The 18,989-nt window shown below is 58.4% G+C and carries 18 protein-coding genes; 11 read left to right on the top strand and 7 right to left on the bottom strand.

Going from position 1 to position 18,989, the window contains the following annotated elements:
• Window positions 1–10 precede the first annotated feature (10 nt).
• The 6 genes from ACN0WV_RS03795 (at window position 11) to ACN0WV_RS03770 (ending at window position 5,468) form a co-directional block, all read left to right on the top strand.
• Entirely contained in the window at window positions 11–1,945 is a 1,935-nt protein-coding gene (locus ACN0WV_RS03795; protein ID WP_417603915.1) for an O-linked N-acetylglucosamine transferase family protein, read from the top strand.
• A gap of 96 nt (window positions 1,946–2,041) precedes the next feature.
• Entirely contained in the window at window positions 2,042–2,788 is a 747-nt protein-coding gene (locus ACN0WV_RS03790) for a hypothetical protein (protein ID WP_417603914.1), read from the top strand.
• Window positions 2,789–2,814: 26 nt separating this feature from the next.
• Entirely contained in the window at window positions 2,815–3,054 is a 240-nt protein-coding gene (locus tag ACN0WV_RS03785; protein ID WP_417603913.1) for a hypothetical protein, read from the top strand.
• A gap of 3 nt (window positions 3,055–3,057) precedes the next feature.
• Complete coding sequence (locus ACN0WV_RS03780; RefSeq protein WP_417603912.1) at window positions 3,058–4,317, top strand: AMP-binding protein; 1,260 nt, start codon at window positions 3,058–3,060, stop codon at window positions 4,315–4,317.
• A gap of 16 nt (window positions 4,318–4,333) precedes the next feature.
• A complete protein-coding gene (locus ACN0WV_RS03775; protein ID WP_084350589.1) occupies window positions 4,334–5,068 on the top strand; it encodes an SDR family NAD(P)-dependent oxidoreductase in 735 nt (244 codons plus the stop codon).
• The gene (locus ACN0WV_RS03770; RefSeq protein ID WP_417603911.1) at window positions 5,049–5,468 is read left to right on the top strand and encodes a hypothetical protein; all 420 of its coding nucleotides are present in this window, start codon (window positions 5,049–5,051) and stop codon (window positions 5,466–5,468) included. Before ACN0WV_RS03775 ends, ACN0WV_RS03770 begins: the two co-directional genes overlap by 20 nt.
• Before the next feature lie 65 nt (window positions 5,469–5,533).
• Here ACN0WV_RS03770 and ACN0WV_RS03765 read toward each other — a convergent pair whose 3' ends face one another.
• The gene (locus ACN0WV_RS03765; RefSeq protein ID WP_417603910.1) at window positions 5,534–7,753 is read right to left on the bottom strand and encodes a glycoside hydrolase family 99-like domain-containing protein; all 2,220 of its coding nucleotides are present in this window, start codon (window positions 7,751–7,753) and stop codon (window positions 5,534–5,536) included.
• A 78-nt stretch (window positions 7,754–7,831) separates the two neighbouring features.
• Window positions 7,832–8,632: an ABC transporter permease gene (locus tag ACN0WV_RS03760; RefSeq protein ID WP_084350595.1), complete on the bottom strand. Its 801-nt coding sequence runs from the start codon at window positions 8,630–8,632 to the stop codon at window positions 7,832–7,834.
• Window positions 8,633–9,165: 533 nt separating this feature from the next.
• Between ACN0WV_RS03760 and ACN0WV_RS03755 the strand changes: the two genes are divergently transcribed.
• The 5 genes from ACN0WV_RS03755 to ACN0WV_RS03735 all read left to right on the top strand — a co-directional run bounded on the left by ACN0WV_RS03755 (window position 9,166) and on the right by ACN0WV_RS03735 (window position 14,627).
• Window positions 9,166–10,296, top strand: coding sequence for a KpsE/RkpR family capsule polysaccharide export protein (locus tag ACN0WV_RS03755; RefSeq protein WP_417604119.1), 1,131 nt, complete (start codon window positions 9,166–9,168; stop codon window positions 10,294–10,296).
• Window positions 10,297–10,303: 7 nt separating this feature from the next.
• Window positions 10,304–10,984, top strand: coding sequence for an ABC transporter ATP-binding protein (locus ACN0WV_RS03750; protein WP_084350597.1), 681 nt, complete (start codon window positions 10,304–10,306; stop codon window positions 10,982–10,984).
• Window positions 10,985–11,073: 89 nt separating this feature from the next.
• The gene (locus tag ACN0WV_RS03745) at window positions 11,074–12,225 is read left to right on the top strand and encodes a DUF2793 domain-containing protein (protein WP_417603909.1); all 1,152 of its coding nucleotides are present in this window, start codon (window positions 11,074–11,076) and stop codon (window positions 12,223–12,225) included.
• Between the two features lie 343 nt (window positions 12,226–12,568).
• Window positions 12,569–13,501: a glycosyltransferase gene (locus tag ACN0WV_RS03740; protein ID WP_417603908.1), complete on the top strand. Its 933-nt coding sequence runs from the start codon at window positions 12,569–12,571 to the stop codon at window positions 13,499–13,501.
• Between the two features lies 1 nt (window position 13,502).
• A complete protein-coding gene (locus tag ACN0WV_RS03735; RefSeq protein ID WP_417603907.1) occupies window positions 13,503–14,627 on the top strand; it encodes a glycosyltransferase family 4 protein in 1,125 nt (374 codons plus the stop codon).
• A 3-nt stretch (window positions 14,628–14,630) separates the two neighbouring features.
• Here the strand turns inward: ACN0WV_RS03735 and rfbA are convergent, their stop codons facing one another.
• The 5 genes from rfbA to ACN0WV_RS03710 form a co-directional block, all read right to left on the bottom strand.
• Window positions 14,631–15,506, bottom strand: a complete 876-nt coding sequence (rfbA, locus tag ACN0WV_RS03730) for a glucose-1-phosphate thymidylyltransferase RfbA (RefSeq protein WP_084350605.1) — start codon at window positions 15,504–15,506, stop codon at window positions 14,631–14,633.
• The gene (rfbD, locus tag ACN0WV_RS03725) at window positions 15,503–16,357 is read right to left on the bottom strand and encodes a dTDP-4-dehydrorhamnose reductase (RefSeq protein WP_417603906.1); all 855 of its coding nucleotides are present in this window, start codon (window positions 16,355–16,357) and stop codon (window positions 15,503–15,505) included. Before rfbD ends, rfbA begins: the two co-directional genes overlap by 4 nt.
• Window positions 16,354–17,394 carry a dTDP-glucose 4,6-dehydratase gene (gene rfbB, locus ACN0WV_RS03720; protein ID WP_417603905.1) on the bottom strand — a complete coding sequence of 347 codons (1,041 nt, stop codon included), beginning with the start codon at window positions 17,392–17,394 and terminating at the stop codon, window positions 16,354–16,356. Before rfbB ends, rfbD begins: the two co-directional genes overlap by 4 nt.
• A 3-nt stretch (window positions 17,395–17,397) precedes the next feature.
• A complete protein-coding gene (gene rfbC / locus ACN0WV_RS03715; RefSeq protein WP_084350611.1) occupies window positions 17,398–17,961 on the bottom strand; it encodes a dTDP-4-dehydrorhamnose 3,5-epimerase in 564 nt (187 codons plus the stop codon).
• 159 nt (window positions 17,962–18,120) lie between these two features.
• Window positions 18,121–18,963, bottom strand: coding sequence for an LOG family protein (locus tag ACN0WV_RS03710; RefSeq protein ID WP_084351137.1), 843 nt, complete (start codon window positions 18,961–18,963; stop codon window positions 18,121–18,123).
• Between the last annotated feature and the right edge of the window lie 26 nt (window positions 18,964–18,989).

Genomic DNA, 18,989 nt, shown 5'->3' with positions numbered 1-18,989 from the left:
GGCGCTTCCGATGCCGATAAGAGCAAAGCTGATTGATTGCCTCAACAGCCGACTGATTGAGGACCTGCAACTTTATCAGACCGCCCTGTCGACATTCGGCATCGTCGCGCATGCCGTTGGGACGTCGCAAATTACTGCCATCCGGAAATCGCGCAGCAACGTCGCACGCATGTTGTTCGACTATCTCAGCCCCGCTACGTCGAACAACGGCAAGGGGGATCACCCAAAAGACGAGCCGCCGGACAGCGAGACGATTTGCCGAACGGTTTTCATGGCGCAACCGCATTTCCGGATCTGGCTGGGCTATCCGGTTCTGGAACGGGACGAAGCCGACAAAGCGTTGATTGACACCTGCCTGAAATCGTTGACCACAGCCGAGGGCGTGACTGTATTCCGGGACATCGCAGTGCTGACGATGTATCTTTCGCCGCATGAATTGCCGTTGCTCTCGCCTGCGCAGATCGCAAAAATGCCGCGTTATGAACTGGGATTTTACCTCGGCATCCTGCTCAACCGTCCGGTTCTGCTGACCGAAGAGGACGAAGTCCAATATGGCAAATTCACCCCGGACCTGATCGACTGGATTTGCGACCTGCTTGAAGACCCGCAAATCGCGCCAATCCAGAAAAGTCTTCTGGATCTTGTGCAGAAAATTAATCTGGGCGAATACTATGTGGCCGAAATCGATGCGCCGCCACTTCTTGAAAAGCGCAAGAAAATGATCGACCTGATCCGAAGGCTTGATCCCACACTTCGCAAAATCCCGCCCTATCAGCCCCCGGCCCGTGCCAATGATCCCACTCGCAAAATCCGTGTCGGATTTTTGGCGCGGACATTGAAGAAAGGCCCGGACAGCGAGTCGCTTTACGCGCTATTTCGTGATTTCGATACTGATCGGTTCGAGATTTACGCCTACACGATCGATCATTTCGACCGCGTCGTGAAAGCCGACAAGGCGTTTGACGAAGCCTTCGACAAAGTGCTGTCCGGACGCCGCCTGCTGCGCTATGTTCAAGGCACGGCGCATATCGTGTACAAGCTTCGCGACGACGAGTTGGACATTTTCATCCTCGCCAACTCCACGCATTTTGGGGTTGGAACAGCGGATCTGCTGATCTCGCACCGGGTGGCACCGATCCAGATTTCTTCCAACACGGTGAACCCGTTGCCAACTTCTGTAGGCGCGTTTGATCATTTTCTGACCTCCAGCTGCCCTGATACATCCGACGAAATCGCCTATTCCGACATCATGGAGCCGCCGATCTTTCTGGACCCGACGTCGATCTGCTACCCGTTCGGTCTTGGGAAAGAGACGCGCACCGTGCTGGACCGTGCGACCATCGGGCTGCGCGACGACGATGTGATGTTCTACAATGGCAGCTCCGTCGACCGTCTGCGCGCGCCCTGTCTGCGCACCTATATGCGCGCCGTGGCGCAGGTGCCAAATGGCAAGCTGGTGCTGGCACCGTTCAACTCTGGCTGGTCCGGCAATCTGCATTCCAACATCTTCTGGGAACGTCTGCGGCGCGTGGCCGCAGAAGAAGATTTCAGCCTCGAAGATATCGTCATCACCAACGAACTGACGCTGGCAGAGGCCCGCAACCTTGTGCAGATCTGCGATGTCTATCTGACCACCTGGCCGCATGGCGGGGCGACGACCGTGACACTGGCGCTGGACAAGGCCAAACCCGTGGTGGTGACCAAACGTGTGTCGTCCCGGTCCATTGACCAGTTCCTCGTCGGATCTGTCGGGCTGAATGAATTGGTGGCGAAGGATGATGATGATTTCATCCGCATCGCCTCTGATCTGGGGCGCTCACCGGAAACGCGCGCCGCAATTGGCGACCGGCTGAGCAACTACGACGGCAAAATGCCATTTTTTGACGTGGACAATTACTCCACACAGTTTCAACAGCTGCTGCTCGAAGTCTGGGACCGCAATTAACATGCAGTGAAACGGGATTTGTCAAAGGACCGGCCCTGCGGTAATGGGTGGCCCGGACAAACCGTCGCAAGAGACGCTTCTGAGGACGAAGAAAATATGGATGCAATGATTGATCCCAAGGCCAGCATCGGCGCGAATGTGCGCTTCGGTGCAGGTGTCCGTGTCTACGCCAATGCCGAGATTGGCGATGATTGCACGATTGGTGATTTCTGCATCCTCGGCCATCCCGGACCGGACGAAAACGGCCCGCTGCGCCTTGGCGCCGGGGCAACGGTACGGTCACATTCCGTGCTCTACGAAGGCTCGACCATTGGGCCGAAGCTGGAAACCGGCCACCACATCGTCATCCGCGAGAAAAGCCAGATCGGCGAGAACCTGCGGGTGGGCAATTTCTCGGACATCGAAGGCACCTGCAAGATCGGCGATTTTACCCGGTTGCACGGCTACGCCCATGTTGGCAAGGGCACGCAAATCGGCGATTTCGTGTGGTTGTTTTCGTTGACCACCACGATGAACGACCCGCTCCCGCCTAGCCATATCCATGACCCCGTCACGATTGGCGACATGGTCACCGTCTGTGTGAACGCGCAATGTATGCCCGGCACGCAGATTGGGCGAGGCTGCCTGATTGCGGCCGGCGCTCTGGCCGAGGGCGAGATCCCCGAAGGCCAGATCCTTGGCCGCAACGGGATCGAGGGGCCGGTGAACTTTGCCATGCATATGGCCACCCGCACACGCCATCCGTGGCACAAGCATTTCGCCGACGCTTATCCGGACCATGCACAGGACCGGATCAAGGCGCTTGGCACCGAAATCGAGGCCGCCCTGCTGGCGGCCATGTAAGCAAACCACTCCAAAGGACTGAGTAAATGGAACGCCAGGAAATCCTCGACACGATGAACCTTGTGATGACCAACAAGGGACGCGCGCCAATCACAGATGAAACCGTTGCCACCCGCGACGCCAATTTCCGCAGTCTCGACTTTTCCGAAGTTGCCCTGCGGATCGAAACCAAGCTGGGCCGCGAACTGACCTTCGATGCCGCGGCTATGCGCAACATCGACACGGTCAAGGACGTGCTGGATTTCTTCGAGAAGGCCACGGCCTGAACCATGCCCGACGTCGCCCATAACAACACGATCATCTTTCCAGATGGTCAGTCCAACTGGACCGCCCTGCTGAAAAATGCCGATGCCCGGATCGGTGCACCTGACCGGTTCGACGGGCAGCGCGTGGTGTTCGTGGTCGACACGATGCAAGAAGCATTCGGCGCGATCATCTACGGGCTGACGCATGGCTTGGATTACGGCGTGGTGGAACGCCACCGCGTCTCGCCCGAGGTGGCGGGACGCTTTGCCGAGAACGGCGTGGTCCTGTTCGATTGGGCGGCGGTCGCTGACATGGGCGATACACAACACGCGGGCGACACGCTGGAGCCGGGTCGCGTCACGGTGTTGACCTCCGGCACCACCGGGTTACTGAAACTGATCCCGCATAGCTGGGATACGCTCAACACCTTCGACCGGGTGGCTGAACTACCCGCAAACACTTGGTTCCTGCCCTACCAGATCGGCAGCTACGCGTGGTTTCAGATGGTGGCACTTGGGCTGTTCAAGCCTGGCCAGAACTTGGTTTGCGGTGATTTCAACGACCTTGCCGCCAGCTTTGAGGCCGCGCTGCGCACCGGGCAGATCACCGCGATCTCCTCTACCCCGACATTCTGGCGCCATGCGCTGATGAATATCGACTTCGACCTGATACAATCGGCCCCTCTGACGTCCATTTCGATGGGCGGCGAGATTGTCGACCAAGCCATTCTGGACGAGCTGAACGGAATTTTCCCGAATGCCACGATCCGCCACATCTATGCCAGCTCCGAGGCTGGGGCAGCGATTGTCGTGACGGATGGCAAAGCCGGGTTCGACGTCAAGTTGACCGATCCCGCCCGCGCCATCGGCGTGAAGGTGGAAGAGGATCGGCTGTATATCCGCTCGCCCTATTCCAACAAGGCCGACGCCTCCGGTTGGGTCGATACCGGCGACATCGTCGAACGCCGTGACGACCGGTTTCTGTTTTGCGGGCGCGCTGGCAACACCATGATAAACGTGGGCGGCCAGAAAGCCTTTCCGCCGGATATTGAATCCTATCTCAACGCGCACCCGAATGTGGTCTGGTCGCAGGTCACCGCCCGCCGTGCGCCGCTGATGGGCAACCTGCCGGTGGCGAAAGTGGTGCTGACGAAAGAGGCAGACAAAACGACCGCCGAGCGCGATCTGACTGAATATTGTAGCAAAGGGCTGGCCGAATATGCCGTGCCGCGCATGTGGGAGTTTCTTGACAGCATCCCCATGCGCGCAAGTCTGAAAAGCTGAACCAAGGAACGAGAACATGCATACCAACGGACAGAACATCATCGTCAGCGGCGGCTCTCGCGGGCTGGGCCTGCATCTGGTCAGCCAGCTTCTGAAGAACGGCAACAAGGTCGCGACCTTTGCCCGGACGCGTACACCGGAAATGGACGCCCTGGACAAGGAGTACGGTGACAGTTTTCATTTTGCTTCGGTCGATGCCGTGGATGCCGACAAGGTCAACGGCTTCGTGGCCGAGGTTTGCGACAAGTTCGGCGGGCGGCTGGACAGCATCGTCAACAATGCGGCGATTGGTCAGGACCAATTGCTGATGCACACGGATCTGGACACCATCCAGCAAATCGTGAACATCAACATCGTCGGCCCGACCATTCTGATCCGCGCGGCGATCAAGCGCATGATGCTTCAGGGCGGCGGCAATATCTGCAACATCTCGTCGATCTGTGGCTCGCGCGGTTATGCGGGCCTGTCGGTTTATGCCGGCTCCAAGGGCTATCTGGACGCGATGACCCGCGCGCTGGCGCGTGAAGTGGGCGAGGCGGGCATCTTCATCAACTGCGTGGCCCCCGGTTTCTTCGAATCCGAGATGTCGTCGGTCCTGCGCCCCGAACAGTTGAACACGATCAAGCGTCGGACGCCGTCGGGATCGCTGTCCAATGACGAGAACATCTTCAAGGTCGTTGATATGGTGATTTCTGGAACGACCAACATGCAGGGTCAGGTGGTGTTCGTCGATGGCGGGATCACCAGCTGATCTATCTCTGAAAGTCTCGGGCGGGCGCATCGTTGCGGCCGCCACCCCCGGCCCAGCCACCTATCTGCCCTGCGGAACCCGGCTGGTTTTCGTCTCTGACACCGACGCAGGCAACGCGGTTGCGATTGACGCAGAACCGCGCGGGGACCCGCTGCCCGACGTGATCGCTCGCGCCTTGCCGAAGCTGTCCCCAGGGTCAGCTTTGCGGGCGTGGACCGTTCTGGAAGTTGTGGCAAAGCTGACCGGTACGCCGATCCTGACCGTGTTGCGTACTGTCCCGGCCGAAACGCTGACCCGACTGGATAGGCGGAATGTCGAGCTGCTCTGGCACGGGAAAACAATCAAGATCGAACGCCACGACACGGATGATGTCTGGCTGGCGATGGGGCGGTTGGCCTGACGACATGTCGGCCGGACCGTCCTGCGATTACGCTTGTCGCTTTGCAGAACGAAGCTACAAGCCCTCTACTTCCCGATATGACGTTTCAAAACGTCCAGATACAGGGTCCCGAAGGTCTGACTGGGTTCCAGAACGGCCTTTTCTGCCCACTCGTTCCAGGCATTCAGGAACAGCTCTTTCCGGTAGGATTGCGGCACACGCTTTTCCAGAAGTTGGGGCAGCCAGCGGTTGAAAGAGCCGGGGTTCGCGCCATACGCGATGTGGGCCATGCGCCCGCGCCGGGCGGTATTGTCCCAGCTTGGCATCGCGCCGCAGATCGTGTTTTTCGGCAACTTCTTGTAATAGGCTGGCGTGGTCGAATTGTTTGCCACCGCGTTATAGTCGTAGATCAAGCCCTCGAATCCTTCGGCAGGCTCAAAGCCCAGCTTATTGCCGTCGGGACCGCCGAACAGGTAATCACTTCCCGAGACCATGCCATGCGGGGCCATCTCGATCCAGAAGTCGAACAGATCGTCCGCGACCTGATTTTCGCCGGAAATGTGGAAACAGACAGCCCCCAACTCGACCTCGCCGATACCCGCCTCGCGCCACGCGTCGCGCATCGCGGCGACGCTTGCAGCCGGGTCTGGCATATCTTCGGGACGGTAGATGACAAACCTGGGCCGGGTGCCATCGGGGCGTTGGTAGCGTGGATCACGCATATAGGGCAGGCTGTCCTCAACCAGTTGCTTCTCAAAACCCTTGGCATAGGTTTGTTCCAGAAGTACGGTTCCCGACAACCCATCCCAATTGCGACGCCAGCTTTCATTTGCCCAGCATAGGTAGAAAGGAAAGTCGATCTCTGGCTGTTCCAGAAGCTTGTTGAGAGGCGCCTCCAGCACCCGCTTGCCGTCAAACCAGTAATGGTAGACGCAAAACGCGTCGATGCCCGCGTCTCGGGCCAACTCTGCCTGTTCGCCCATCACTTCGGTCGCGCGCAGATCGTAATATCCCAGATCAGAGGGCAGCATTGGTTGCAGATGTCCCGGAAACAGCGACTCGGCCGATACGGTGGACCGCCATTCGGTAAAGCCCTTGCCCCACCATGCATCGTTTTCCGGAATCGGATGGAATTGCGGCAGGTAAAAGGCACTGACATATTCCGGCGGTTCGGGTCGCTTGACCTGCGCCTTCGGGTCAATCTGGCTGGCCTGCACCACCTTTTGCCCGGTGGCGGCACATAAAAAGCCCAATGCGCGCTCGATCGAATGGGCCAGTGTGCCGTCAACCTGAACCTGTTCCGGTTCAAAGGTATTTTCATTAAGCTTCAGGCCTTTGATCATGCCCAGCAGCAAGGGTTTGACCCAGTAGATTGAACCGGCGGGAAACGACAGCTTGCCATGATCAACGGGAACCTCGATCCGCCGCATCAGGCTGCGCGTCGTCTCAAAGTTCGAACCCCACCATTCCTCGCCAGTGAAGTGCTGACCATCAGCGACCCAGAAACCAGCACTGTCATCCGCAACGAAAGCATCAAGCTTCTCTTGCAGGCCCTGTTTTGGCAGAATCCCCTCAATCAGATGGCGGCGCCATTTGTCGCCATCCGCGCGGTGCGGGGATTTCTTGGTGTGAAACTTGGCAACAGCTTTGTAGCTGTCCAGCATGCCGGAATTCACCAGATGCACGAATGGCAGAATGTCACGGCCACGGTTGGGCATTGACGCCACCAGCGCGTTTGGAAACTGTTTTTTGATCTTGCTGGCCAAGTCGTCAGTTTCGTCACCGCGATAGGTGATTGTGATGTAAAGATCGTGATCGATCTTTACCTGTTCGAGCGTCTCGCGGAACTCCTCCCACAGGTCGGGGTAATAAATGTGAATGACGATGGCATAGGGCGCGGTTCCGCCCGTATCGTGACCGCGCAAAACCGGCATTTTTGTCTGCGGGACTTCCACCACCTCTGGCAGTTCCTTGTGGACACGGGTTTCCTTGTGCCCACCTCTGACCCAATGCTCGAAGGCCGGAACGCCAATCGCCGCCACATCGGGATTGTAACGCAGATAGGCGGAGGGTGAAAAATCGGGGTTCGGTCGAAAGCCCATTCTCTCGCCGTATACGATATAATGGCGCAGCGGCAGCCTATGATAGAGCGGGTGGATGTGCGGATAGGCCCCGCGATAGTAGATTGGGTCAAAGAGACCGCTTTTTGAAGCCTCGGCCAGGTAGCGCTGCTCGCTGGGCTTCAGGAGAAAAAGGCGCGCAAAACGGGCGATACGTTGGGCGGTAAACTTCGAAAAAAATGACATTGACGGTCCTGGATGCGGCTTCACGATCCCTTACCAATCCGGACACCCCCCTGCAAATGGGAATGTGAAGCTACGGCGTCATGGCGCCTCATTCAGTATATAGCGATTGTAACGCGACAACAGCAACAGCCCGAAAAACAGGCATATTGCCGAAATCATGTAAACGTAGGCCGGCGATACAAAGACCGCATCATAGGTTACGAAGAACCCAGCCCGAAATTCCATGATGATATGCGCAATCGGGTTAAACAGCAGGATCGTCCGGTACGGTTCGCTGATCTCGTCGACCACGAACAGAACACCTGACAGGATGAACGCAGGACGGTTGATGATGCCCCAGATCTGGTCCCAGACCGGGAACATGTGGATCAGGAAACAATTCAGCATGCCCAATCCCAATGCGATTGCCGCGGCCATTCCCATGGCCTGCGCAATCGCACCCCAATCCAGAATCGCGTTCACACCAAGCGCCACGATAAGCCCGGACATGAACAGCAGAGCGACCATGGCTTGCGTCAGATAGTTGAGGATGAACCGGCTCAGGACCGCATCAACGAATGTCACGCTGGGATAAGCCAAAAGCTGTTTGGAAAACCGGATCGACACCCCGATTTTCCGGGTAACATCGTTGTAGAGCATAAATGGTATGAAGCCCGTGCCGTAAAACAGCGCAAAATCATTTCCGAGAGGTGGCTTGCGGAACGCAAAGGAGAACACGATTGAAAGAAGGGTAACCGCAGCGATCGGCTCTGCGATCGCCCAGAGATACCCGCCGGGTGATTTGCCGTAGGTTGTGGACATCTCGCGCAGCAACAGCGCAAAGATTGCCCGCAATCCAGGGAACCTCCGGGTCTTTCGCGCCAGTAGCTTGCTTGACATCGCTTTCGAACTCCCTCCCCGGCATTGCCGGTCTTTCCTGCCCAGCTGCGGACATGTTAAGGTTTGCCGTATTGCACCCGGCGTGTGAAGGTGTAAACCATCCCTACCACCCCGGCCACGGGCAACCAGTATCGAGCGAGTTGACCATTTCCAAGACGCCACCATCTTCCGCAGCATCCAAGGGCGACACCCCATCAAAGCCGAAAGCGAGCGCTTCGGCAGCCAAGGAAGCTGTGACGCAGACGCGTCCGTCGCAGGCCGCCGAAAAGCCGACACAACCTCAGACATCCGCGCAACCCGATCAACCGCGCCTTACTCCGAAGCAGCGGGCAGCGGCGAAGCAGCGCGCTGCAGCGAGGCAACGCGTCAATGCCAATGCACAACAGGCCAATAGTGGCGAAGCTCCGGCAGCCCCCGCGCAGGCCGCGACGAATCCGGCGGCGGATGCGGCACACAGCGACAACGCCAAAAGCCAGCAACCGGCAGACGAGGCCAAACCCGCCCCCCAGCCTAAGGCTTCATCAGACCGAACAATCCCGCAAGCTGTTACCGCCGCAGACGTGAAACCACGTCATTTCGGGCTGTTAGCGGCATTCTTGGTGATCGTGGTCGCGCCGCTGATTGTCGCCGCCTATTATCTTTTCGTGATTGCAGAGGACCAATATACCTCGACGGTCGGATTTTCCGTTCGATCAGAAGAATTGAATTCCTCCCTCGACTTGCTGAGCGGATTGAACAGCCTATCCGGCACCAGCTCGTCTGATACCGACATCCTGTATGAATTCATCCAGAGTCAGGACCTCGTCAAGCGCCTTGATGAAAGGCTTGATTTGCGCGCAATCTATTCGAAACCCGATTTCGACCCGATATTCGCCTATGACGAGGCCGGGTCAATCGAGGATCTGGTGGCTTACTGGCGACGCATGGTGCGGATTTTCTACGACAGTGGCACCGGTCTGATCGAACTGCGTGTCCACGCATTCGAGCCGCAGGACGCACAGGATATTGCAACGGAAATCTTTCAGGAATCGTCTGCGATGATCAACCAACTCTCCGCGATCGCCCGCGACGACGCCACCGGCTATGCAGAAGAAGAACTGGTGAAAGCCGAGGAACGGTTGAAAGTTGCACGACAGGCGCTGACACGGTTCCGCTCTGAAACACAGATCGTCGATCCCTCTGCCGATATTCAGGGGCAGATGGGACTGCTTAATTCACTGGAAGCACAGCTTGCCGAAGCCATCATCGAGATGAACCTGCTGCGCGAAACGACCCGCGCCGCCGACCCGCGCATCGAGCAAAGCGAGCGGCGCATCGCCGTCATCGAACAGTTGATCGAAAAAGAGCGCACGAAATTCGGTGTCGGCACGGGCAATGCAACCGGCGGGCAGGACTATTCGACATTGGTGGGCGAATACGAGCGCCTCGTTGTGGACCGTGAATTTGCCGAAAAGGCCTATGTGTCGGCACTGTCTGCATTCGACGGGGCGCAGGCCGAAGCGCGTCGCCAAAGCAGGTATCTTGCCGCATATACCCGCCCTACTCTGGCAGAGAGTTCCGGCTACCCACAGCGATGGCTGCTGACGTTGTTGACTGGGGTTTTCGCGTTCCTGACCTGGGCGATCGTCGTTCTCATCTATTACAGCGTGCGCGACAGGCGTTGAGCCGGAGATGATCGAGCTTCGCAACCTTTCCAAATACTACACGGTCAACGGTGTTACCAAACATGTCGCCCGCGACATTAATTTCACCTTTCCAACAGGCGAATGCGTCGGACTTCTGGGCCGCAACGGCGCAGGAAAATCTAGCCTTCTGAAGATGATCGCAGGCACGATGGACCCCGACAAGGGCGAAATCCTGTCGACAGGAACAGTGTCTTGGCCGGTGGGTTTTGCGGGTAGCTTTCATCCCGATCTGTCCGGCTCGCAGAACTGCAAATTCGTGGCGCGGATCTACGGCGTCGACACCGATGAGATGTGCGATTTCGTCAAGGAGTTCTCAGAACTGGGCGCGCATTTCCAACTGCCGGTACGGACATATTCTTCGGGGATGCGGTCGCGTCTGGCTTTTGGTCTTTCGATGGCAATCCAGTTCGACACATACCTGATTGACGAGGTCACCTCGGTTGGCGATGCGGCTTTCCGCAGCAAAAGCGAAGCGATCCTGAAAGCCCGACTGGAAACCAGCGGCGCGGTGATCGTCTCCCATTCGCTGGATTTGTTGCAGCGCATGTGCACCAGCGGCGCCGTCATGGATGACGGGCAATTAACCTATTATCCGAACGTCAAACACGCGATTGAACACCACAAGCACACGATGCGCGGCACGCGTCCGAAATGGATGCGAAAGTAGCCACGCAACGGGGTGCGCGCGGTCAGATCAGAAAACCGTAACCCAGCCATGGCAGCTTTCCCGTCAACATCGTTAACGGGGAGCAATCCATGTCTGAGGTTTCGCCAGTTCTGTCACTACCGTACATCGCGCCGGCTCAGGCGCAGAAACACGTCACCCATAATGAGGCATTGCGGGTGTTGGATGCCCTTGTGCAGCCCACTGTGGCAAGCCGTACGGCAGGCGATCCGCCGGCTTCGCCCTCGCATGGCGATCGCTATGTCGTGGGGCCATCGGCCTCTGGGCTTTGGGCGGCGCATGCCGGCGATTTGGCGCTATTTGAAGAAGGTCTGGGGTGGAGCTTTTTCGCGGCCAAACATGGCTGGGTCGTGCATGTACGCGACGAAAACACTCTGTGCGCTTTTGATGGCAGCGATTGGCAACCGTTGGGCCTGTATGCCAACCAGCCGTTGCAGAATATACCACAGCTTGGCGTCGCGACCGGCGCGGATGAGACCAACCGATTGGCCGTTGCCTCCGACGCTACATTGCTGTCCCATGCGGGTAATGGACACCAGCTAAAGATCAACAAGGCTATGGCTGCGGATACTGCCAGCCTGCTTTTTCAGACCACCTGGGGTGGCCGCGCCGAGATGGGCACAACCGGCAGCGACGACTTCGTAGTCAAGGTCAGCGCCGACGGATCGAGCTGGACCGACGTCATGGTGATGGCAGCCGATGGCTCGGCAACACAGTTTGGCACGCCGGTAATCGTGGATGAGGATGTCGCCGCGGATCGGTTGATCTCCTCCACCCACAAGCACAGCTATCTGACCATGACATTGAACAACAGCCATGCCGACCCGGTGGCATCGTCAATCCAGATGGGGTTCGGCGGCGTGCGGCGCTACGCGTGCCTTGTGCATGCGGGCTTCGAGCAGTTCAACATCACCGCCTATGACGCGGCTGGTGTCTGGAAGGGCAGCCCCGTCGTGCTGGAATTTCCCGGTTCTGCATCAATGAACAACGCGCTATATATCGACAAGAACAGCCACGTTGGCATCGGCAAAGCGCCCGGCGCGGCAAAGCTGGATATTGACGGCATTGCGCGGCTCAAGCCTTTGAGCAAGTCAGCTTTGCCTGCGGCGTCAACCGTCGGCGCGGGCGGAATCGCCTTTGTTTCAAATGCTGCCGGAGGAGCACAGCCGGCCTATAGCGACGGCACGAATTGGCGGAAAATGTCAGACAATCAGGTCGTATAGGCCATCAAGACACTACCGGGAAACGGCATGGAACCCAGCCTGCCGTTTCCGATCTATGGCAGTGAAACATTCGCCGGACGCCTGAGCGCGGTCAAATACCCGTTTCAGACAGATTTTACGCACTCTCCGGCAAAGATCCACGCCGGAGCGTGCAGGAAACTGTTCTTGGCCCGCAAGCCAGCCGATAGTTCCGGGTAAAATCCGATATAACCTCTTGATGAATTCGTTCTGTCCACCCGAAATTGCCGTGAACGCTCTTCTTCCCGCCCCGGTAGCCTCGCTCTACTGCATTGCCGTGAGTTTCGGCTAGAAGGAGACGGTAAAGCGGGTATATGACGGGCCGATGGATGACGACGCGCAAACTCTTTCGGTAACGGTGCTCATGGCGACACATGAGGGCGCGGCGACGCTTTGCGAACAGATTGACAGCATTCTTGGCCAGACGCTTTCACCGCGTTGTCTGATCGTCAGCGATGACGGATCGCAGGACGGCACGCGCGAAATTTTGCAGCGCTACGCAGAAAGACGCGACCTGACTGTGATGGACGGTCCTTGCGCAGGCGCGTCAGCCAATTTCCTGCATTTGCTCGCAATGCCCTCTCAGACAGATCTGGTGGCCCTTTCCGATCAGGATGACGTCTGGCTGCCGCAAAAGCTGGAACGGGCGGCCGCTGCCCTTAGGGCGATCCCGGCCGCGATCCCCGCATTATTTTGTGCTCGCCCATTGATCTGCTCTGCGGACCTTACCACCTGCCGCATCGCACCGCTGCCCAGCCGGGCACCGGGGTTTCGTCACGCCATGGTGCAGAACATCGCCGGCGGCAACTGCATGGTGATGAACCGTGCCGCGACCGACCTGATCCAGGCAGCATTGGCGGAGGTGGGCGAGATCCCCTACCATGACTGGTGGATCTACCAACTGATCACGGGGGCAGGCGGCACCGTCTTGACCGACGACGTACCGTCGTTGAAATATCGACAGCATCGGCACAACGAAGTCGGCTCTGGCCACCGCACGTTGCGTGGCTTCCTTACGCGGCCATTCAGGGTACTGTCCGGGCGCTATGCAAAGGTCAGCGCGGCCCATGCGAATGCCTTGTTGCGATCGTCCCACAGGCTGACGGCCGAAAACCACACCCTGCTTGAGAGCTTTGTAGCCGCCCAGGCAGAACGTCCTTTAACCCGTCTGCAACGACTGCGCGCATTGGGTGTCTACCGGCAAGGCCGCTCCGGCACGTTGGCGTTGTGGTGTGCTGCGCTGATGGGACGTATTTGAAATGACCGAGCAACGGCTAAAGGTGATGCTTCTGGGTGGCGACGGTGGTCGTTCTGGCGTGCCGCGGCATATCCACCAATTGGCCAACGCATTAAGCGACCGGGCCGAGGTGGTCATCGCGTCCGATGCCGATACGGGCGGCTATGGCTTTGCCCGCGAAAACGGCCGAACCCATCTGGAAATTCCCGGCCTTGCATCCTCGCTTCAGCCAGCCCGGATTCGCGCGGCGGCCGCACAGCTCGACCGGGCCGTGGCAGCAGTGCAGCCGGACATCCTGTGGGCGCATGCCCGACTGACCTTGCCACTAGCACGGATCGTCGCGCGCAAGCGACCCGATCTGCGGCTGTCCTGCACCTATCACGGCGTGCCGTTTGGCCCCGGCCACCGCCGCGCCGCCGCCACGTTCTTTCGACGGTTGGAGCGGCATTTCCTCGGCGTCACGCCGCAACATCACCTGATTTTTCTGACCGAAGAGGATCATGCCGCATTCGCGCCGGACATGCTGTCACAGCACAGCAGCCATATCGTGCCGAATTGCTCTGACCTTGGCGGTTTTGCTCCCACCGCAACTGCAGACGGACCACCGCATCTGGTGATGACCACCAGATACGCACGTCAAAAGAACCTTAGCGCTGCGGCGCGGATATTTGCGCAATTGCCGCAGGACTTTCGCCTGACTATCGCGGGGATGCACACGGATGGGCCAGGGCTGCACAAACGGTTCAGGCGCATCCTGTCGGCCCCAGCGATGACACGGGTCAATTTTGTCGGTCCAGTCAACGACGTACGCCCGCTTCTGGCACAGGCTGACGGATATCTGATGACCTCGCTTTACGAGGGCTTGTCGATCGGCATGCTGGAGGCGTTCGAATACGGGTTGCCTATTTTTTCGACCCCTGTGGGCGGCACGGCTTTGCTAAGTCGCCACCACCCGGAAATGCACATCATCGACGCGCTGCACCCCAAACGCACGGCAGGCCAGATCGTCAGGGTCACCGACCGCTTTCGCGCAAACCGGGCCGACCTCGGTGGCAAGATCCATGCCAAATGGCGAGAACGATTTTCATCGCCCGTCTGGAAAACGGCGATCCTGAAAGTCTACGATGAGATATGCGCCGAAGACTAAGCCCTATTCGTGCAGCAAGCCGCGCAGATAGTGACCATAATCGTTCTTCTTCAGCGTATCGGCGTGCTCTTCCAGCATCTTGGCATCTATCCAGCCCGAGGCGTAGGCGATCTCTTCGAGACAACCAGTCTGCATGCCCTGACGTTTTTGCAAGGTACGCACGAAGTTGCCCGCATCCAGAAGCGACCCGTGCGTTCCGGTATCCAGCCAGGCAAAGCCCCGCCCCATGCGCTTGACCGATAGCGAACCTTCGTGGAGGTACATTTCCAGCAGCGATGTGATTTCCACCTCGCCGCGTGCAGAAGGCTTGACCTGATGCGCGCGCTCGGACGCTTTGCCATCCAGAAAATACAGGCCGGTGACCGCATATGACGATGGCGGCACCTCTGGCTTCTCGATGATCTCGGTGACATTGCCCTGGTCATCCATTGCCACCACGCCATAGCGTTCGGGATCGGCGACGTGATAGCCAAAGACGGTGCCGCCTTCTGTCTTGGCATCGGCTTCTTCCAGAAGTTCCGGCAGGCCGTGGCCAAAGAAGATGTTGTCGCCCAGAACCATGCAAGACGGCGCGCCATCCAGAAAATCCTCGGTCAGCGTATAGGCCTGCGCCAACCCGCCCGGATCGGGTTGCACCACATAGGTCAGCTTGATGCCCCACTGGCTGCCATCGCCCAGCACGCGCTTGAACTGATCCTGATCCTGTGGCGTGGTGATCATCGCAATCTCGCGGATACCGGCCAGCATCAATACGCTGAGCGGATAATAGATCATCGGCTTGTCATAGATTGGCATCAGCTGCTTTGAGACGCCGATGGTGATCGGATACAGACGCGTGCCGGATCCCCCTGCGAGGATAATGCCCTTGCGGTCGGTCATCGTGAGATTCCTTTCAGGTCGTTCAATACGTCGGTCAGGCTTTTGCGCCAATCCGGACGGTGAATGTCAAAGGCTGCCAAAAGGCTGGAACAGTCCAACCGCGAATTGGCGGGGCGGACGGCCTTGGTGGGAAAGTCGGAACTGGGAATATCGACAACCTCCGGGGTCCGCCCGGACTGGCGAAAGATCTCGCGGGCGAAATCGGCCCAGCTGACATCCGGCGCGCCACTGAAGTGATAGGTTCCGGACAGGCTAGCGTCCTCCTGCAGGGCGCGCGCGATGGTCAGGCAAGTCGCCGCTATATCGGCAGCCGCCGTTGGTCCGCCGATCTGATCGGCGACGATGGTGAGCCGATCACGCTCTGCACCGAGGCGCAGCATGGTTTTGACGAAATTGCCACCATGTGCGGAAAACACCCAACTGGTGCGTAGGATGACAAATGTGCCACCTGCCGCGCGAACGGCCTCTTCGCCGCGCAGCTTGCTGGCACCGTAAGCGCCCAGAGGTGCCACTTCGTCGTCAACGTTCCAGGGGCGCGTGCCGCCACCGTCGAAGACATAATCGGTCGAGATATGGATGAAGGGAATGCCTTTTTCCGCGCAGGCCCGCGCCATTGCCCCCGGAGCATCGCCGTTTATCACATTGGCCAGATCAGGCTCGTCCTCGGCATTGTCCACCGCCGTATAGGCCGCCGCGTTGATGACCACTGTTGCGTCGCTGGCAAGGATCGCCCTGGCGCACGCCTCAGGGTCCGTCAGATCCGTCGCGTCACGGCCCAGAGCCGTGACCTCTGCCTGCCGCTGCAACTCTGTCGCAACCTGCCCGGATTTGCCGAAAACGAGGATCGTCATGCGTTGGTGCCCAGACGGACCCCCACGCCCTGACGGGCCTGAAGCGCGCGCCACCAGTCCTCGTTCTCAAGATACCAGTCCACCGTCTTGCGCAGGCCTTCTTCCAACGTCACCGAGGGACGCCAGCCCAGTTCCTTGCGAATGCGGGTCGGGTCGATTGCATAGCGCAGATCATGGCCGGGACGGTCTGTCACGAAGGTAATCTGCTGGGCATAACCCGCATCCTTGGGGCGCTTCTCGTCCAGAATGGCGCAGATCATTCGCACAAGATCGATATTCTTGGCCTCGTTCTCGCCACCGATATTATATGTGCGCCCGTTCACCCCGTGCTGCAACACGGTCAAAAGCGCATCGGCGTGATCCTCGACATACAGCCAGTCGCGGATATTCTCGCCCGCGCCGTAAACCGGGATCGGCTCTCCGGCCAGCGCCTTCAGGATCACCACGGGGATCAGCTTTTCCGGAAAATGATAGGGACCGTAATTGTTCGAGCAGTTGGTCAGGACAAAGGGCAGTCCGTAGGTTTCGCCCCAGGCGCGCACCAGATGATCGCTGGACGCTTTCGATGCAGAATAAGGCGAATTCGGCGCATAGGGCGTGTCCTCGGTAAACATGCCCGTATCGCCAAGCGTGCCATAAACCTCGTCGGTCGAGATATGGTGGAACCGGAAATGCATTGGCCTACCCATATCCAGCCAATACTGCCGCGAGGCTTCCAGCAGCGTATAAGTGCCCTCGACATTGGTACGGATAAAATCGCCCGGACCGTCAATCGATCGGTCGACATGGCTTTCGGCGGCAAGATGCATCACAGCGTCGGGCTGGTGCACCTTGAAGATCCATTTCAGCGCCGAGGCGTCGCAGATATCGGCTTTCTCGAACGCATAAAAATCACGGTCCTCAACCGAGGCGACATTTTCCAGACAGGCCGCGTAGGTCAGCGCATCCAGATTGACGACTGCATGGCCATCACGAATGGCCTGCCGCACCACGGCAGAACCGATGAACCCAGCACCGCCGGTAACGAGAATTTTCATGAGTCAGCCCTCATATTCAAACGGGGATGTCCAATCCGCCAGCATCGGCGCCTTGGCATCCTTGTCGGACAAGACAGCGCTTGCGGGGTCGATACCCCAGTCGATGCCAATCTCCGGATCTGCGAAATGCACGGTCCCGTCACAGTCCGGCGCATAAACATCGGTTGTCTTGTAAAGCAGCACGGACCGCGGCGCGCGCGTCACAAACCCGTGCAGGAACCCTTTGGGCACGAACAATTGGCGGCCATTATCCTCTGACAGTTCCACCCCCAGCCATTTCAGGTAGGTCGGCGATCCACGGCGCACATCCACCACAACATCCAACACGCAACCGCGTCCGGTGCGCACCAGTTTGTCCTGCGCATGGGGCGGTGCCTGATAGTGCAGACCGCGCACCGTGCCAACCGCTTCGCTGATCGACTGGTTGTCTTGCACGAAATCGTGATCCAATCCGGCGTCGCGCATGGTGTTGCGATTCCAAACTTCGGAAAAGCTTCCTCGCGCGTCACTGAACCGCTTTGGCGTTAAAATCAGAACGCCATCCAGCGCTGTCTGCTCTATGTCCAAGAACAACTTTCCTTGCTGTCTAAATTTGCTGCGTGATACCAACTCGACTTACCAGAGTCACGGCAGATTTGCCCAAGAGTTTCAAACTCTAACCCAAGGGCGAATTTTTACCTTTTGAACAACTATTTATTGCCACAATGCGCATTCCAAAAGTACAGGTTAACGGCCCGGAATATCTGCGCGCGCGGGCGCGGGTTCCCAAGCCTCAATAAGCTCTACAGCCTCCTGTGCGGTTTCGACATATCGAAACAGATCAAGATCTTCATCCGAGATTGTCCCGGCGTCTGCCAGTGCTTCCCAGTTGATGATGCGCTCCCAGAACGCGCGGCCAAACAGCAAAAACGGGACCCGGCTCATCCGTCCTGTCTGGATCAACGTCAGTGTTTCGAACATTTCGTCCAGCGTGCCGAACCCGCCCGGAAACACGCAGATCGCGCGTGCGCGCATCAGGAAGTGCATTTTCCGGATCGCGAAATAGTGGAAATTGAAACACAGATCCGGCGTGACGTATTCGTTGGGTGCCTGCTCGTGCGGCAGCACGATGTTAAGACCGATCGACTGCCCGCCCGCGTCCTGCGCGCCGCGGTTGCCTGCTTCCATCACACCCGGTCCGCCACCGGTCACGATGACATTTTCCAGCCTTTTGCCGGTCATGCTTTTTTCTGTCATCAGCCGTGCGAATGTCCGAGCCTCATCATAGAAATGAGACAGATCGGCGAGCGTCTTGGTCCGGGCCGTGTCTTTGTTGGCAGGTGCAGGAATGCGGGCACCGCCGAACAGCACGATGGTCGATTCCACGCCACGCTCGTCCAATATCATCTGCGGCTTAAGAAGCTCCAACTGCAAGCGGACGGGGCGCAACTCCTCGCGGCACATGAATTCATGATCGTCAAAGGCCAACCGATAGGAAGGCGCCCGCGTCTGCGGCGTGTCGGGCACCTCGTCAGCGGTGCGTCGGTCAAGGCCCGCATCGCGGAAGGGGCTGTGGCGGTCATCTTGCATGGGCATGTGTCCTTGTTCGCATGTTT

The organism is Primorskyibacter flagellatus, assembly GCF_048268605.1.
Taxonomy (GTDB): Bacteria; Pseudomonadota; Alphaproteobacteria; order Rhodobacterales; family Rhodobacteraceae; genus Primorskyibacter; species Primorskyibacter flagellatus.
This window is presented reverse-complemented; position numbering and strand designations above follow the sequence as displayed.

Excerpts from the sequence above, each read along its gene's own strand:
- ACN0WV_RS03765 (WP_417603910.1), bottom strand. The coding sequence starts at position 7,753 with ATGTCATTTTTTTCGAAGTTTACCGCCCAACGTATCGCCCGTTTTGCG.
- ACN0WV_RS03795 (WP_417603915.1), top strand. The coding sequence starts at position 11 with ATGCCGATAAGAGCAAAGCTGATTGATTGCCTCAACAGCCGACTGATT.
- ACN0WV_RS03735 (WP_417603907.1), top strand. The coding sequence starts at position 13,503 with ATGACCGAGCAACGGCTAAAGGTGATGCTTCTGGGTGGCGACGGTGGT.
- ACN0WV_RS03770 (WP_417603911.1), top strand. The coding sequence starts at position 5,049 with ATGGCGGGATCACCAGCTGATCTATCTCTGAAAGTCTCGGGCGGGCGC.
- ACN0WV_RS03750 (WP_084350597.1), top strand. The coding sequence starts at position 10,304 with ATGATCGAGCTTCGCAACCTTTCCAAATACTACACGGTCAACGGTGTT.
- ACN0WV_RS03710 (WP_084351137.1), bottom strand. The coding sequence starts at position 18,963 with ATGCAAGATGACCGCCACAGCCCCTTCCGCGATGCGGGCCTTGACCGA.
- ACN0WV_RS03790 (WP_417603914.1), top strand. The coding sequence starts at position 2,042 with ATGGATGCAATGATTGATCCCAAGGCCAGCATCGGCGCGAATGTGCGC.
- ACN0WV_RS03775 (WP_084350589.1), top strand. The coding sequence starts at position 4,334 with ATGCATACCAACGGACAGAACATCATCGTCAGCGGCGGCTCTCGCGGG.
- ACN0WV_RS03740 (WP_417603908.1), top strand. The coding sequence starts at position 12,569 with ATGGATGACGACGCGCAAACTCTTTCGGTAACGGTGCTCATGGCGACA.
- ACN0WV_RS03785 (WP_417603913.1), top strand. The coding sequence starts at position 2,815 with ATGGAACGCCAGGAAATCCTCGACACGATGAACCTTGTGATGACCAAC.
- ACN0WV_RS03745 (WP_417603909.1), top strand. The coding sequence starts at position 11,074 with ATGTCTGAGGTTTCGCCAGTTCTGTCACTACCGTACATCGCGCCGGCT.
- rfbA (WP_084350605.1), bottom strand. The coding sequence starts at position 15,506 with ATGACCGACCGCAAGGGCATTATCCTCGCAGGGGGATCCGGCACGCGT.
- ACN0WV_RS03760 (WP_084350595.1), bottom strand. The coding sequence starts at position 8,632 with ATGTCAAGCAAGCTACTGGCGCGAAAGACCCGGAGGTTCCCTGGATTG.
- rfbD (WP_417603906.1), bottom strand. The coding sequence starts at position 16,357 with ATGACGATCCTCGTTTTCGGCAAATCCGGGCAGGTTGCGACAGAGTTG.
- rfbB (WP_417603905.1), bottom strand. The coding sequence starts at position 17,394 with ATGAAAATTCTCGTTACCGGCGGTGCTGGGTTCATCGGTTCTGCCGTG.
- ACN0WV_RS03780 (WP_417603912.1), top strand. The coding sequence starts at position 3,058 with ATGCCCGACGTCGCCCATAACAACACGATCATCTTTCCAGATGGTCAG.